This is a genomic window from Geminicoccus sp., assembly GCF_035556675.1.
GTDB lineage: Bacteria > Pseudomonadota > Alphaproteobacteria > Geminicoccales > Geminicoccaceae > Geminicoccus.
Window position 1 is genome coordinate 20,347 of sequence record NZ_DATMFZ010000083.1, and the last position, 14,841, is coordinate 35,187.

Below are 14,841 nucleotides of genomic sequence, written 5' to 3' on the forward strand. Positions count from 1 at the left end.
GGCTGGGCCGGCTTCCGGTCAGTCGGCCGGCAGGGTGAACTCGACGCGGCGGTTCTGCGGCTCGCGCACCCCGTCCTCGGTCGGGACGCGCGGCCGGGTCTCGCCATACCAGGTGACGTCCATGGCCTCGGCAGGCACGCCCATGGTGGTCAGGAGCGCCGCGGCGTTCTTCGCCCGCCGCTCGGAGAGCTGCAGGTTGTAGGCCTCGGTGCCCGACCGGTCGGCATGGCCGGCCAGCACGATCCGGGGCGACTGGCCGCTGCGGTAGGCCGCCGCGACCTCCTCCAGCACGGTCTGGCCGACCGGCGTGATCGTGGCATCGTCCCAGGCGAAGAACACGATGAAGGCCTGTTCCTCGTCGCCGTCCAGCGCGGCGTCGACCCTGTCCATCGCGTCCTCGAAGCGCTTGCGGCACTCCGCGACCTGGTCGAGCCGCCCGGCCTCGGCACCCTCGAACCAACAGTCCCAGGCGACCTGGGCGCTGGCGGCATCCAGCGGCGCCAGCTTGCGCGCGTTTCTCCCAAAGGCGTCGAGCAACCGGGCACGGCCGGTGGCCAGTGCACCATCGGCATCTGTGCCGGCGGCACGGTACTCCAGCCCGTCCGGCATCACGACCTGATCCGGCACCTGCGCCAGCCCCTTGGCCGAGGCCACCGCCTTGCGCAGGAAATGGTCCTCGTCGCCCCCATCGCCCCGGCCGCCGATGGTGTCGGCGAGCTCCAGATAGCCCACCCTGAGCTGGTCGTTGAAGGCCGGCCCCTGCGGGACCATCCGGCGCACGGCCTCGATGTCGTATTGCTTGAGGTAGTAGTCATCGATGCCGGCAGGGTTGAGCGTGCCGAAATGGGGAGCCGGCGCCTGGGTGCAGCCCACGGCGACCAGGCCCAGGCTCGTTGCCACCAACAGACGCGCGCCATTCAGCATCGTGCACCTCTTCCAGTTACCACCCTGCCGGCGGCGGGTTCGAAAAACGCTGCTTGCCGCAGGCGACGCCCGGAAATGGTTGTCGCGCGGGGCATGGCTGCCGCATGGCGCCATCATTGCCGCGCGGGCGACAACAGGACAGGCGCGCGATGGCATCAAGACTTTCCACCATTGCGCGGGGACGGCGAAACCCACGGTGTTGCAGCAGAGCCGCGCGCCGTCATCCCCGACGCCGCAATGCTGCCAGATGCGTGGTCATGAAGGCTTGCGCCCGGTCGAGTGCAACAGCCAGCGCCGCGACCCGCTCCGGCGTAACAGCCTGGGCTTCCGCATCCAGTGCCAGCACCGCCACCTCCCGGGCACCGAAACTGGCGGACGCGCCTTTCAGGGAATGGGCAATGCGGCTGGCATCGGCGCCGTCCCGGGCAGCTCTGCCCATCTCGGCCAGATAGTGGCGCGCGGTGGCGAAGTAGAGGACCGACAACTCCTCGGACAGGTCCGGGTCGTCGCCGACGAACTCGCGGAGCCGGGTCAGGTCGACCGGGTCACCGTCCGGGCGAGGATGCGCCGGCTCCGCGTCCAGGACCGCACGCACCGTGGCCAGAAACGTACCGAACTCCAGGGGCTCGAGGAGGCAGGCGCGCACCTCCGGCCGGTCGGGCGGTGCCGTGGCGACTCCCACCAGGATGGTCGGCACCGTCCCCTCGCCGGCACCAGGCGGCTGCTCGGCGCGGCGGGCACGGGTACCGGCGATGACCAGCAGATAGGCGGCCGCACCGGGCGCCACGTCATCGGCGGCCTCGTCCACCTGGTAGCCCAGGCTCTGGAGGACATGACGCACCAGCCGGCGGGTCGAGGAAGTCACCCCGGTCATCAGGATCCGGCGCGGCTCGGTAGATGCGTCCATCTTGAACTGGAACCCGTGCGGCCAACCGAGGCCGACGATGGCGGTTGGCGGCGCGGCGGGTCAAGCCGTAATTTCGCGCAATGATTGAATTGCCCACCTGATTATTCGCCATGCATCCGAGCTAGTCGCGGCTGCTCCCGGCGATGCCGCAGCGCCTGGCCAGCCGTGCCGCCAGCCCGGCGTTGGCGACGATCAGTTCGCGGTTGAGTTCCACCGTTCTGCCCTCGGACAGCCGGGCCATGGCGGCGAGCAAGGCCGGGGTCGCGGCCTTGCCGCTGCGCTCGGCCTCCGGCACGGAAGCCCGTGCGTCGGCGACCAGCCGCGCCGCCTCCGCGCCGCTGAGCGCCAGGCCCGCCGGCGGCTGGGCCGCCAGCACCACCCCGGAGCCGAACCCGAGTTCCGCCCAGGCGGAGAGCCAGCGCTGCAGCGTACCCTCGTCCCAGACCGGTGCCACCGGCAGGCCGGTCTCGGCCGTGTAGAAGCCCGGCATCTGCTCGGTCTGCCAGCCCAGCACCGGGATGCCCAGCGTCTCCAGGCGCTCCATGGTACGTGGCAGGTCCAGGATGATCTTGGCGCCGGAGCAGACCACCACCACGCGGGCCCGCCGGATGGCGTCCAGGTCGGCCGACACGTCGTCGCTCTGCTCGACGCCGTAGTGGACTCCCCCGATCCCGCCGCTCGCCATCCAGCCGATCCCGACCCGGGCGGCGACCTCCACCGTGGCGGCGACCGTGGTGGCACCGTTGCCGCCGCAAGCCATCACCAGCGGCAACTCGCGCAATGAGCATTTGGCGAAGCCCTGCTCCTTGGCGAACCGGGCGAGCTCGGGCTGGGTCAGGCCGACGCGCAGCGTCCCGTCCAGCAAGCCGATCACGGCCGGCACCGCGTCCTCCGAGCGGACCGCATCGGCCATCCGGAGCGCGGTCTCGAGATTTTGCGGCCAGGGCAGGCCATGGCTCACCAGCGCGGTTTCCAGTGCTACCACTGGCCGGCCGTTCTGCAGGGCGGCGGTGATCTCGGCGGCGACTTCGATCGGCATGGTTGCGAGCCTCTCCCGACATCCGCATATCTGCCGCGGCCGGCAGGCCCAGATGGGCATCCGGGTCAATTCCAAGGGGCATGCCGATGTCGTCGTTCGCTCGTCAACAAAAAGCACTGGTGACCACCATGGTGCTGATCGCCGCCGCCGAGGGCGAGATGACCGACAGCGAGCTCGGCATGATCGGCCGCCTCGTCGCCACCTTGCCGGTCTTCCGGGACTTCGACCGCGAGAGCATCCCCGAGATCGGCCGGCACGTGGCGCTCGTCCTGCAGAAGGAGCGCGGCGTGAACGAGCTGGTGAAGGAGATCCAGGAAGCGCTGGACCGGCCGATGCGCGAGACCGCTTATCTGCTGGCCTGCGACGTCGCCGCGGCCGACGGGGTGGCGGGCCAGGAGGAGCTCCAGGTGCTGGAGAACCTGCGCGACTGGCTGGAGCTGGACAGCCTGGTGGCCGCGGCGATCGAGCGGGCGGCGGCTGCCCGCTATCGCAACCACCACTGACGGGGCCAGCCCTTGGCCGGCGAACGCGTGCAACCCTGCGGCTCCCGCAGGAGCTTTCCCTGCCCGGCCCCCGCCGATGGCGTGCTGCTCGCCCCTGAGGACGTGGCGCGGCTGGACCGCTTGGCGATCGAAGCCGGCACGCCTGGCAGCGTGCTGATGGAGCGCGCGGGCACCGCGGTCCTGCGCGCGATCCAGGCGCGCTTCGCCCGCCGCCCCGTGGTCGTCCTTTGCGGCCCCGGCAACAATGGCGGCGACGGCTGGGTGGTCGCACGGCTCCTCCAGCAGGCGGGCTGGCCGGTCGAAGCCGTTTCCCTGGTCGACCCTGCATCGCTGCGAGGCGATGCCGCACTGGCGTTCGCTGCCTGGCAGGCGCCGTGGCTCCCGGTCGAGGCAGCGCTGGAGCGCAGGCCGGGCCTGTGGGTGGATGGGCTGTTCGGGGCTGGCCTCGCGCGGGACGTAACCGGCAGGGCCGCACGGCTGATCGAGCATATCCTGGCGCAGGGGACGCCGGTGGTCGCCATCGACATCCCGTCTGGCATCGACGGTACCACCGGGCTGGTGCGAGGCTGCGCGCTGCGCGCAGCCCTCACCGTCACCTTCGTCCGCAAGAAGCCGGGGCTGGTCCTGCTGCCCGGCCGCCTCCATGCCGGCGAGGTCGTCGTCGCGGACATCGGCATCGGTGCCGGCGAGTTGGACCAGGTTGCCGGCACGGTCCGGATCAACCAACCCTCGCTCTGGCGGCACCTGCTGCCGCGCCGCGACGCCCTGTCCCATAAGTACCGGTTCGGCCATGCGGTGGTGGTGGGCGGCCCTGCCGCCGCCACCGGTGCTGCCCGGCTCACCGCGGTGACCGCCCTGCGCATCGGTGCCGGAGTGGTCTCGGTCGCCTGCGATCCGGACGCGCTGCCGCTCTATGCCGGGGAGAGCGCCGACCTGATCACCGTGCCCATGGCGGACGAGTCGGTGCTCGACCGGCTGCTGGCCGACGAGCGGCGCAACGCGGTGGCAATCGGGCCGGCCGCCGGGGTCACCGACCGCACCCGGGCGCGGATCCTGCGGCTGTTCGAATCCGGCCGGCGGCTGGTGCTGGATGCCGATGCGCTCACCGCGATCGCCCCCTGTACCGGCAGGCTGCCGGCCCAGGGCGATGTCGTGCTGACGCCGCATGAAGGCGAGTTCCACCGGCTGTTCCCGGACCTCACCGGCCCGCGGGTCGAGCGTGCCCGGCTGGCCGCCGCCATCTCCGGCGCCGTCCTGGTCCTCAAGGGCGGCGACACGATCGTGGCGGCGCCGGACGGGCGCCTGGCCATCCTCGATCTCGCCGCCCCGGCACTCGCGACCGCAGGTGCGGGCGACGTGCTGGCCGGAGCGATCCTGGGCCTGCTCGCCCAGCACATGCCGGCCTTCGAGGCGGCGGCCGCGGCGGTCCGATTGCATGCCGAGGCCGGCGCCGCACTCGGGCCAGGCATGATCTCGGCGGATCTGCCCAGGACGATCGCCGGCCGACTTGCGCTGCACTGAACACGCTGCACCGGCGAACAGGGTAGCCGGGCCCGCCACCCCCTGGTTGCCGACGATCGCAGGCGTTACGCCGTAGTCGCCGACGACGCGCAGCCGGTCCCGACCGGGCCGACCGACAGCGCGCGGCTCAGGTTCGGGCAGTGCAGGGGGATGAAGTGAGCGAGGCCGGTCGCCCGCCGGGGGGCTTGAGGGCGGATCCGCCGACCACGATGCTGCCGGCTGCCGACCTGCAGGCCATGCTGGACGGCACCGAACGGGCGATGTTGCTGGTGACGCGCCCGGACGAGGTGCAGCCGCATCCGGTGATCGTCTGGGCGAACCGGGCGCTGCGCGAGCTGACCGGGCTTGCCGGCCATGAGCTGGCCGGCGCCCGCCTGCGCCGCCTGCGCGCCGGCGGACCGGACGAACCCGGCTTCGCGGCACTCCTGAACGCGCTGGCCGCGGGCCAAGCCTGGACGGGCGAACTGAACTTGCCGACCAGAACCAGCGGCACGATCGGGCTCATCGCTCGGATCGAGCCCCTGGCCGACGGTTGCCGAGCCCTGGTGACCCTGGAGGTGCTGCCGGCCGGCCGCGGCGGGCCGGGCGAGCCGGACCTGGCCGGTGCTGTGCGGCTGCTGGGCGACCTGATCGGCGGCGGCTTGTACCGCCTGCACGCCGATGTCGATGCCGGGCTGAAGCTGGTATGGGCCGATGCCGCGGTAGAGCGGCTGACTGGCTATGCCCTGCCCGAGCTCCTGGCCCGCGGCGGGCTATCCGGCCTGGTGGTACCCAGGCACCGCGCCCGGCTCCGCCGCCGCAACCTCGACCTCATGAACGGGGTCGCGACCGAGATCTGCTACCGGCTGCGGACCGCCGATGGCCGTGAGATCCGCATGATCGACCGGGCGCGCCCGCTGCGGACCGGCGGCGGCGCAGCTGCCGCCACCGGCCTGCAAGTGGATCGCGCGGTCGGCACGCTGCGGCTCGACCATGCCGGGGAGACTACGGGCCGTGGCAGCGGACCGTCCGCCGAGGCCCAACTGATGGCCGAGCTCCTGGATGGGACCATTCTGATGGTCGATGCCGAGCTGCAACCGCTCTGGGTAGCCTCCGGCCACGACGACGCCCTGTCCCTGGCGCTGGCCGACCTTGATGGCGGGCCGCTCGACGAGGTGCTGGGGGAAGAACTGGCCGAGCAGTGGCGCGATTGGATCGAGCAGGCGCTGGTCACGGGCCGCCGGACCCAGACCGGCTTTCGCTGGCCGGCCTCGGGCCAGGTCTGGCATCTGCTCGCCACACCGATGGGTGCCGACGCCGCGCTCTTGGTGGTGCGGCCGCTGCCGGCTGGCCAGGACGAGCGAATCGGGCAGTCGCCGCGGACCGGGTTCGCCGCCGGGGAGGAGCCGTTCCTGCAGCTGGTGCTGGAGCATGTCGCCGACGGCGTGCTGGTGCTGGGCGAGGACGAGACCGTGCGGCGGGCGTCGCGTGCCGCCGAGCGGATCTTCGGCCTGCCGGCCAGCGCGCTGCACGGGCGCAGCGTCGCCAGCCTGTTCCAGCCGCAGGAGCGGCAGTCGGCGGGCATGGCGGAAGCGCCCGGCCGGTTCGAGGAGCGCACCGCGGTCCGGGCCGCGGGCGAGCTGGTGCCGGTGGAGGTCCTGACCATGCGGCTGCCGGGCGAGCTGCCGGGCGGCGTCCTGATCGTGCGCGACATGACCCTGCGCAAGCAGACCGACGCCACCATCCGCAACCTCGCCTATACCGACCCGCTCACCGGCCTGCCCAACCGCCTCCTGTTCCTCGACCGGCTGGAGCAGGCGATCGAGCGGGCCAGGCGCAACCGGCAGGAGCTGGCGGTGATGGTGGTCGACCTCGACCGCTTCAAGCTGATCAACGAGAGCCTGGGTCTGGACAAGGGCGACCGGGTGCTGCGCGCGGTCGCGATGCGGATCGGCAACTCGCTGCGCAAGTCCGACACCGTAGCCAGGCCCGGCAGCGACGAGTTCCTGGTCCTGGCGCTCGCGACCGACGGTGCGGAGGGTGCCGGCAAGGTCGCGCAGAAGATCCTGGACAGCCTGCAGGCCCCCTTCCAGATCAATGGCGACGAGCCGACCGTGACGGCCTCGGTCGGCATCGCCCTGTTCCCCCATGACGGCGACGACCCGGACCAGCTCCTGCGCAATGCCGGCACCGCCCTGGCGCGGGCCAAGGAGCAGGCCTCGCACAGCTACCAGTTCTACACGACCGACATGAACGCCAAGGCCTACCAGCGCCTGGTGCTGGAGAGCCGGCTGCGCAAGGCGGTCGAGCGGGGCGAGCTGTCGCTCCACTTCCAGCCGCTGGTGGACCTGCAGGAGGAGCGCATCGCCGGGGTGGAGGCGCTGCTGCGCTGGAACAGCCCGGAACTCGGCTTCGTCCCGCCCTCGGACTTCATCTCGATCGCCGAGGAGACCGGGCTGATCCTGCCGATCGGCGAGTGGGTGCTGCGCCAGGCGGTGGCGCAGATGCGCGAATGGCACGGCGACGGACTGGACGGCCTGCGCATCGCGGTGAACATCTCCGCCCGCCAGTTCCAGGCCCGCGACTTCGTGGCCAAGATCCGCCGTCTTCTGGCCGACACCGGCTTTCCCGGCCCGTTCCTGGAGCTGGAGCTCACCGAGAGCTCGATCATGCGCGATGTCGAAGAGACCGTGCATCGGCTGCGCGAGCTGGCCGAGCTGGGCGTGCGGGTCACGGTCGACGATTTCGGCACCGGGTACAGTTCGCTGGCCTATCTCAAGCGCTTCCCGATCGGGGCGCTCAAGATCGACCGCTCCTTCATCGCCGACGTCACCACCGACGCCAACGATGCGGCGATTGCCCGGGCGGTGGTGGCGCTCGCCGAGACCCTGAAGGTCCGGGTGGTCGGCGAGGGCGTGGAGACCCGGCAGCAGTTCGAGTTCCTGCGGGCGCTGGGCTGCAACGAGGCCCAGGGCTACCTGATCGGCCGGCCGATGCCGGCCGCCGACGCGCTGGTCTGGCTGCGCAATGGCGGGCGGCCGGCCTAGCCGCAGGGCCTCTCAGCTGCCGTCGTCGAGCTCCGCAGCGGGTGCGGCGCCAGCGACGCAGCGGCCGATCGAACCTTCCGCGCAGATGGTCGCACCATCGGTCCAGGTGGCTCCGGACAGGTCGGCACGCAGCAGATCGGCTCGGTCCAGCATGGCGCCGGTCAGGTCCGCCCGGCGCAGCTTCGCGTCGTACAGACGCGCATTGCGCAGGTCGGCCTCCACCAGCGACGCCTCGTCCAGCACGGCATTGGTGAAGTCCGCACGCCGCAGATCGGCCCCGTCCAGGTGAACGCCCGTGAGCTCGGCGCTGAGGAACTTCGCCCCGTCCGCGCGTGCCTTCTTCAGGTCGGCTCCGCTCAGGTCCGCCCGGTTGAACAGCGCGCTGCGGAGGTCGGCACCGACGAGATTCACCCCGTGCAGATCCTCCCCGCCCAGCATGCAGCGGCGCCACTCCACGCCCGGAGCAGCGGCATCGGCGCAGCCGGCACTGGCAGCGGAGGGCAGCAGCACGACAGTAGCGAGCAGGAGCAGAGCCGAGGGTTTCATGTCATGGACATGGTGACAGTCTGAACGTCGATCAATCGCTCAGCCGGTGCTGCCTTTGCCGTGACGGGCTCGAAGATCGGTCCGAAGCTGTCCCGCAATGCGCGGTCGACGGCGGCGAAGTCGGCCTTGATGCCGAGGGCCGCCAGCGAGGTGACGCCGTGCTCCGCGATCCCGCAGGGCACGATCCCGCCAAAATGGCTGAGGTCGGGGGACACGTTCAGCGCGATGCCATGATAGGTGACCCAGCGGCGCACCCGCACGCCGATCGCCCCGATCTTGTCCTCGCGGCCGTCCGGATGGGCCACCCAGATGCCGACCCGGCCCTCGCGCCGCTCGCCACGCACGCCGAACCGCGCCAGGGTGGTGATCGCCCACTCCTCCAGCCGCGCCACATGGGCGCGCAGGTCGACGCCGCGCCGTTGCAGGTCGAGCATCACATAGGCGACCCGCTGGCCCGGGCCATGATAGGTCCAGCGCCCGCCGCGGCCGGTCTGGTAGGTGGGGAAGCGCTCCGGGTCGAGCAGTTCGTCCGGTGCCGCCGAGGTGCCGGCAGTATAGAGCGGCGGATGCTCGACCAGCCAGACCAGCTCGTCTGCCCCCTGTTCGCGGATGGCGCGGACCCGCTCCTCCATCGTCGCCACCGCGTCGGGATAGCTCACCAGTCCGGGTGCCACCCGCCATTCGAGCGTCAAGGCCCTCTCCTTTTCCGCATCTTCGCCCGCTTGCCAGATTTCGCTGCTCGCCGTGTCTTGCGGGCCCGGTCGTGACCGACTATACCGCGCGGCGCCGGCAGCCGATAGGTTACGGCTTCCCCAGCGATGTGCGGTCGTGGCGGAATTGGTAGACGCGCAGCGTTGAGGGCGCTGTGCCCGAAAGGGCGTGGAAGTTCGAGTCTTCTCGACCGCACCATCTCTCCCCACCTTCATGGTCGGTTCTTGGCATGCATCCGGGCCTTCGGGCTTGAGTGCCGGGCGCGGTTGCGCTTTGTCCGCCAGCCGAGGACGTGGCGAGCAACCAGGGAGAGTGCCGGTGACCGCTCAGAAGATCGAGATCGCGTTCGGGCGCTCGCACCTGAACCTTCGCCTGCCGCCCGGTGCCGAGCCCCATGTCATCCGCAAGGCGGCGATGCCCAAGCTGCCGGATCCGCGCCAGGCCGTGCGGGACGCGCTGGCGCACCCGGTAGGCGCGCCGCCGCTGGCGGAGCTGGCCCGCGGCAAGGCCAGCGCCTGCATCCTGATCTGCGACATCACCCGCCCGGTGCCGAACCGGCTGTTCCTGCGCCCGATGATCGAGACGATCCACGCGGCGGGCGTGCCCATGGACCAGATCACCGTCCTGGTCGCGACCGGGCTGCACCGGCCGAACGAGGGCGAGGAGCTGGCCGAGCTGGTGGGCGATCCCTGGGTGCTGGAGAACGTCCGGGTCGAGAACCACTTCGCCCGCGACGACGCGATGCATGTCGACCTTGGCTTCACCGTGAAGCGCCGGGTGCCGATCCGGATCGACCGGCGCCTGGTCGAGGCCGAGCTCAAGATCGCGACCGGCCTGGTCGAGCCGCACTTCATGGCCGGCTGGTCGGGCGGGCGGAAGGTGGTGGCACCCGGCGTGGCACACCACACCACGATCCGCACCTTCCATTCCGCCCGGTTCATGGAGGATCCGCTCGCGGTGCAGTGCAACCTCGTGGGCAACCCGCTGCACGAGGAACAGCTCGACATCGTGCGCAAGCTGGGTCCGGTCTATGCGCTCAACACCGTGCTGGACGAGGAGCGCGACCTCGCCTTCGTCAATTTCGGCGAGGTGATCGAGAGCCATCTGGCGACGGTGGCGTTCGTCGAGGACATCAACCAGGTCAAGGTCCCGCGCCGGTTCAAGACGATCGTGACTTCCTCGGCCGGCTATCCGCTGGACAAGACCTACTACCAGACCGTGAAGGGCATGGTGACGCCGATCGACATCCTGGAGCCGGGCGGCACGCTGATCATGGCGTCGGAGTGCTCGGAGGGATTCGGCTCGGCCGAGTTCGCGGAAGCCCAGGCAAGGCTGGTGGAACTGGGGCCGGAGCGCTTCCTGCAGACGCTCACGGCGAAGTCGCTGGCCGAAATCGACGAGTGGCAGACCGAGATGCAGCTCAAGCCCATGCGTCTCGGCACCATCCAGATGTTCACGACCGGCCTCACCCCGGAGGAGCGCCGGATCACCGGGGTGGAGATCGTGCCCTCGCTCGATGACGCGGTGGCGGCAGCGATGGCGAAGCACGGCGACAGCGCAGTCGCGGTGATCCCGGAGGGGCCCTACGTGATCCCGGTCCATGCCCCGGCCGGCTGAGGGCGGCCGGCACATCCACCTGGACGCGGCGGGCGGGCTGGCCGGCGACATGTTCGCAGCCGCCCTCCTGGATGCCCTGCCGGAGCTGCAGGATCGGGTCCTGGCGGACTGCCGGGCGGTGCTGCCGGAAGGTGCCGGCCTGCCCTTCCTGGACGAGGGCACCAGCGGCTCGGTCCGCTGCCGGCGCTTCGGCCTGGGTGATTCCGGAGCCGAGGCCAGCCACGAAGAAAGCCATTTTCGGGATATGGTCCGGCGGATCGAAGAGGCTCGGCTGGCACCGGGCACGGCCGGCCATGCCGTGGCGATCCTGCGCATCCTGGCCGAGGCGGAAGCCGCCATGCACGGCGTGGCGGTGGACCAGGTCCATTTTCACGAGATCGGCGACTGGGATTCGCTGATGGACGTGGTGGCGGCCGGCAGCATCATGGCGGCACTGGCCGATGCCAGCTGGTCGGTTTCCCCTCTGCCGCTGGGCGGCGGCCTGGTGCGCACCCGCCATGGCCTGCTGCCGGTGCCTGCTCCCGCCACCGCCGCGATCCTGACCGGGTTCGCGTGGCGCGACGACGGGGTCGGCGGCGAGCGGGTCACGCCCACCGGGGCGGCGATCCTGCGCCATCTGGCACCGGGCCGGCGGCCGGCCGTGCTGCGGCTGGAGGCGGTGGGCTCCGGGGCCGGCACCCGCGAGCTGGAGGGGATGCCGAACATCCTGCGTGCCACTGTCTCCCGAGCGACGGGCGGGCCACGCACCGAGCAGGTGACGGTGCTGAGCTTCGAGATCGACGACATGACCGGCGAGGAGATCGGCCAGGCGGCCGACCGGCTGCGCGCCCTGCCGGGCGTGCTCGACCTCTCGACCGTGACCCGGCACGGCAAGAAGGGCCGGCCGCTGGAATCCTTCCGGCTCCTGGTCCGGCCGGACGCGCTGGACACGGTGCGTGATGCCTGTTTGACCGAGACCTCGACGATCGGCCTGCGCTGGCATCTCGAGGACCGGCTCTGCCTGCCGCGCCACGAGGACAGCATCGAGGGGATCCGTCGCAAGCGGGTCGAGCGGCCGGACGGCAGCGTGACGATCAAGGCAGAGAGCGACGATCTTTCCGGCGGCAGCCTGGCCGAGCGGCGGCGGCGCAAGGCGGCGAGCGAGGTCCAGCCATGAGCGACCAGCAGGCCGAGCTGCTCCAGGCGATCGACCGGCATGCCGAGCTGGCGATCGCGGTGAGCGGCGGGGTCGACAGCATGACTCTGGCCTATCTGGCGCACCGGTTCGCCAAGGCTCGGGTGCGAATGGTCCATGCGGTCTCGCCCGCCGTGCCGCCGCTGGCGACTGCCCGGGTGAAGGCCCATGCCGCTCGCCATGGCTGGCAGCTCAAGGTGGTGGGTGCCGGGGAGTTCGACGATCCGGCCTATCGGGCCAACCCGGCCAACCGCTGCTATTTCTGCAAGACCAACCTCTATGCCCGGATCCGCGGCCTGACCTCAGGCACGATCGCGTCTGGCGCCAACCTGGATGATCTCGCCGACTACCGGCCGGGCCTGACCGCCGCTGCCGAGCATGGCGTGGTCCACCCCTTCGTCGAGGCCGGCATCGCCAAGGCCGGGATCCGCCGGCTTGCCGCCCGGCATGGTCTGGACGACCTGGCAGAGCTGCCGGCCCAGCCCTGCCTGGCCAGCCGCATCGAGACCGGAATCGCGATCGATGCCGAGGATCTCGCCTTCGTCGACCGGGTGGAGCGCGACTTGGCGGACCTCCTGCCCGCGGGCACGACGATCCGCTGCCGGATCACTCATGAGGGTGCTCTGATCGAGCTGGGCGCGCTCGATCCGGCAGGCGAACCCGCGGCACGGGCCCTGGCCCATGCCACCGAACTCGCCAAGGCGGCCGGGCGGCAGCTGCTCGGCCTCAGGCCCTATCGCCAGGGATCGGCGTTCCTGCGCTGAGCCGGCGGCGGATTATCCCCGTTCGGGAAACGATCCAGTCCGTCCGACGCCGGTTGGCAGCCTGCCTGCTCTGCCACATCTGTTCTGCGATGCGACCGTGCAAGGAGAACATGCGATGGCGAAGATCCTGGTGCTCTATTACTCGAGCTGGGGTCATGTGGAGCAGTTGGCCTATGCCGCCGCCGAGGGCGCCGGGTCGGTGGCGGGCGTCGAGGTGGTAGTGAAGCGTGTCCCGGATCTCGTACCCGAGGATGTGCAGAAGCAGTTCCACTACAAAACCGACCAGAAGGCGCCGTTCGCCCAGCCGGGCGAGCTCGGCGACTACGATGCGATCATCTTCGGCACGCCGACCCGCTACGGCAACATGGCAGCCCAGATGAAGCAGTTCCTCGACCAGACCGGCGGCCTGTGGGCGCAGGGCAAGCTGGTCGGCAAGGTCGGCAGCGTATTCACCAGCACGGCCAGCCAGCATGGCGGCCAGGAGACCACCATCACCTCGTTCCATACCGTGCTGCTCCACCACGGCATGGTGATCGTAGGCCTGCCCTACAGCTTTGCCGGCCTGAATGGCGTCAGCGAGGTCATGGGCGGCACGCCCTATGGCGCCAGCACGATCGCGAATGCCGATGGCTCGAGGCAGCCCTCCGCGGTGGAGCTGGAAGGCGCCAGATTCCAGGGCCGCCACGTCGCCGAGATCACGAAGAAGCTGCACGGCTGAGCAGGCCTACGCACCGGGATCGGCCCCGCTCCCGGCCTGGGGAGCGGGGCCCTTGCGGCGGTACTTGTCGGAGATGAAGAACTCGAACACCGCGTAGACGGTGACGCCCAGGAACATCCAGAACCAGATCGAGTTCGGTTCGTGCCAGGCCTCGAACGCTGTCCAGGCCAAGCAGACCAATAAAAGGCCGATGCGGACGGAAAGCGGCTTCAGCATCGGATGGGGGTCCAAGATCCGGCTCCTCTTGTCGCGGCTTGTGCCGGTGTAGCGCCACGGCTAGCGTCCGGCCACGTCCCGCATGACGGGGCGATGATCGGGAGAGGTTGACATGGATCGTCGCCAGTTCGCCGGTGCGCTCGCACTGGCAACGGCGGCCGGGGCGCTGGTCCGCCCTGCTGCCGCACAGGACAAGAAGTTCACGGTCGCCCTCATTCCGGGGCTCACCACCGACGCGTTCTACATCACCATGCACAAAGGGGCCCAGGCCGCGGCCGATGCGCTGGGCGTGGAGCTTCTGTTCCAAGGTGCGCCGGAGTTCAACCCGACCCTGCAGGTGCCGGTCCTCCAGGCGATGATCGCGCGCCAGCCCGATGCCCTCCTGATTGCCCCCACCGACAAGCAGCAGCTGATCGCCCCGCTCCGCCAGGCCCACGATGCCGGCATCAAGGTGATCACGGTCGATACCTTCATCGACGACGGCAAGTACCAGGACGGCTCCGGCGAGGGCGACTTTCCCCTCTCCTACGTCGCTTCGGACAATGTGATGGGTGGCCGGATGGCCGCGCGTGCCCTGGCCCAGGCGATCGGGGAAAAGGGCAAGGTCTATGTCAGCAACGTGAAGCCAGGCATCTCGACCACCGACCAGCGCGAGCAGGGCTTCAAGGAGGGCATGGCGGAGTTCGCGAACATCGAGGTGCTGGAAACCCAGTTCAACGACAACGACGCCAACAAGGCCTCCTCCCAGCTCCAGGCGGTGTTCGCCCGCAACCAAGACTTGGCCGGGGTGTTCGGCGCCAACCTGTTCTCGGCCTTCGGTGCCGCCGACGGCGTGAAGGCGGCGGGCAAGACCGGCGAGATCAAGGTGGTGGCCTTCGACACGCCCACCCGGATCATCGACGACCTGAAGGGCGGTGCGGTGGACTTCGCCATTGCCCAGCACCCGGCCGAGATCGGCTTCTACGGGGTGGTCACCGCGTTCGCGGCACTCACTGACCAGTCGGTGCCCACCTCCATCGGCACCGGTTTCACCGTCATGGACCGGGAGAACATCGAGAAGCCCGAGATCCAGCGCTTCGTCTATTCCGACTAGCCGGCGCAACCCCGGGGCGAGCGGATCGCCCCGGGAGCCACGTCGTCCCGGAGCCTGCGACTGGCCCGATTCCTCCGACTGG

Annotated in this window: 14 protein-coding genes and 1 tRNA gene; 9 read left to right on the top strand and 6 right to left on the bottom strand. The window is 70.5% G+C overall.

Going from position 1 to position 14,841, the window contains the following annotated elements:
* Positions 1-18 precede the first annotated feature (18 nt).
* The 3 genes from VNS22_RS06570 to VNS22_RS06580 form a co-directional block, all read right to left on the bottom strand.
* Positions 19-924: an OmpA family protein gene (locus VNS22_RS06570; RefSeq protein ID WP_325730808.1), complete on the bottom strand. Its 906-nt coding sequence runs from the start codon at positions 922-924 to the stop codon at positions 19-21.
* 220 nt (positions 925-1,144) lie between these two features.
* Positions 1,145-1,831 (bottom strand): Hpt domain-containing protein, encoded by a 687-nt coding sequence (locus VNS22_RS06575; protein ID WP_325730810.1) that lies wholly within the window; start codon positions 1,829-1,831, stop codon positions 1,145-1,147.
* Between the two features lie 121 nt (positions 1,832-1,952).
* Positions 1,953-2,870: a pseudouridine-5'-phosphate glycosidase gene (locus VNS22_RS06580; RefSeq protein ID WP_325730812.1), complete on the bottom strand. Its 918-nt coding sequence runs from the start codon at positions 2,868-2,870 to the stop codon at positions 1,953-1,955.
* 86 nt (positions 2,871-2,956) lie between these two features.
* Between VNS22_RS06580 and VNS22_RS06585 the strand changes: the two genes are divergently transcribed.
* From VNS22_RS06585 to VNS22_RS06595, 3 genes are all read left to right on the top strand, one after another.
* A complete protein-coding gene (locus VNS22_RS06585; RefSeq protein ID WP_325730814.1) occupies positions 2,957-3,373 on the top strand; it encodes a tellurite resistance TerB family protein in 417 nt (138 codons plus the stop codon).
* 12 nt (positions 3,374-3,385) lie between these two features.
* A complete protein-coding gene (locus VNS22_RS06590) occupies positions 3,386-4,894 on the top strand; it encodes an NAD(P)H-hydrate dehydratase (protein WP_325730816.1) in 1,509 nt (502 codons plus the stop codon).
* 209 nt (positions 4,895-5,103) lie between these two features.
* Positions 5,104-7,920 (top strand): putative bifunctional diguanylate cyclase/phosphodiesterase, encoded by a 2,817-nt coding sequence (locus VNS22_RS06595; RefSeq protein WP_325730818.1) that lies wholly within the window; start codon positions 5,104-5,106, stop codon positions 7,918-7,920.
* Between the two features lie 12 nt (positions 7,921-7,932).
* Here the strand turns inward: VNS22_RS06595 and VNS22_RS06600 are convergent, their stop codons facing one another.
* Positions 7,933-8,466, bottom strand: coding sequence for a pentapeptide repeat-containing protein (locus tag VNS22_RS06600; RefSeq protein WP_325730820.1), 534 nt, complete (start codon positions 8,464-8,466; stop codon positions 7,933-7,935).
* Positions 8,463-9,197 (bottom strand): lipoyl(octanoyl) transferase LipB, encoded by a 735-nt coding sequence (gene lipB / locus VNS22_RS06605; protein WP_325730905.1) that lies wholly within the window; start codon positions 9,195-9,197, stop codon positions 8,463-8,465. Before lipB ends, VNS22_RS06600 begins: the two co-directional genes overlap by 4 nt.
* A gap of 91 nt (positions 9,198-9,288) precedes the next feature.
* On the opposite strand from lipB, the gene VNS22_RS06610 reads away from it, so the two are divergent.
* From VNS22_RS06610 to wrbA, 5 genes are all read left to right on the top strand, one after another.
* Positions 9,289-9,375 (top strand) — tRNA-Leu (locus VNS22_RS06610).
* A gap of 120 nt (positions 9,376-9,495) precedes the next feature.
* Positions 9,496-10,794, top strand: a complete 1,299-nt coding sequence (gene larA / locus VNS22_RS06615; RefSeq protein WP_325730822.1) for a nickel-dependent lactate racemase — start codon at positions 9,496-9,498, stop codon at positions 10,792-10,794.
* Complete coding sequence (locus tag VNS22_RS06620) at positions 10,778-11,950, top strand: LarC family nickel insertion protein (RefSeq protein WP_325730824.1); 1,173 nt, start codon at positions 10,778-10,780, stop codon at positions 11,948-11,950. Before larA ends, VNS22_RS06620 begins: the two co-directional genes overlap by 17 nt.
* Positions 11,947-12,732, top strand: coding sequence for a hypothetical protein (locus tag VNS22_RS06625; RefSeq protein ID WP_325730825.1), 786 nt, complete (start codon positions 11,947-11,949; stop codon positions 12,730-12,732). Before VNS22_RS06620 ends, VNS22_RS06625 begins: the two co-directional genes overlap by 4 nt.
* Before the next feature lie 115 nt (positions 12,733-12,847).
* Complete coding sequence (gene wrbA, locus VNS22_RS06630; protein WP_325730827.1) at positions 12,848-13,450, top strand: NAD(P)H:quinone oxidoreductase; 603 nt, start codon at positions 12,848-12,850, stop codon at positions 13,448-13,450.
* Between the two features lie 6 nt (positions 13,451-13,456).
* Here the strand turns inward: wrbA and VNS22_RS06635 are convergent, their stop codons facing one another.
* The gene (locus VNS22_RS06635; protein ID WP_325730829.1) at positions 13,457-13,681 is read right to left on the bottom strand and encodes a hypothetical protein; all 225 of its coding nucleotides are present in this window, start codon (positions 13,679-13,681) and stop codon (positions 13,457-13,459) included.
* A gap of 97 nt (positions 13,682-13,778) precedes the next feature.
* On the opposite strand from VNS22_RS06635, the gene VNS22_RS06640 reads away from it, so the two are divergent.
* Positions 13,779-14,759, top strand: coding sequence for an ABC transporter substrate-binding protein (locus VNS22_RS06640; RefSeq protein ID WP_325730831.1), 981 nt, complete (start codon positions 13,779-13,781; stop codon positions 14,757-14,759).
* The last annotated feature ends 82 nt before the right edge of the window (positions 14,760-14,841 follow it).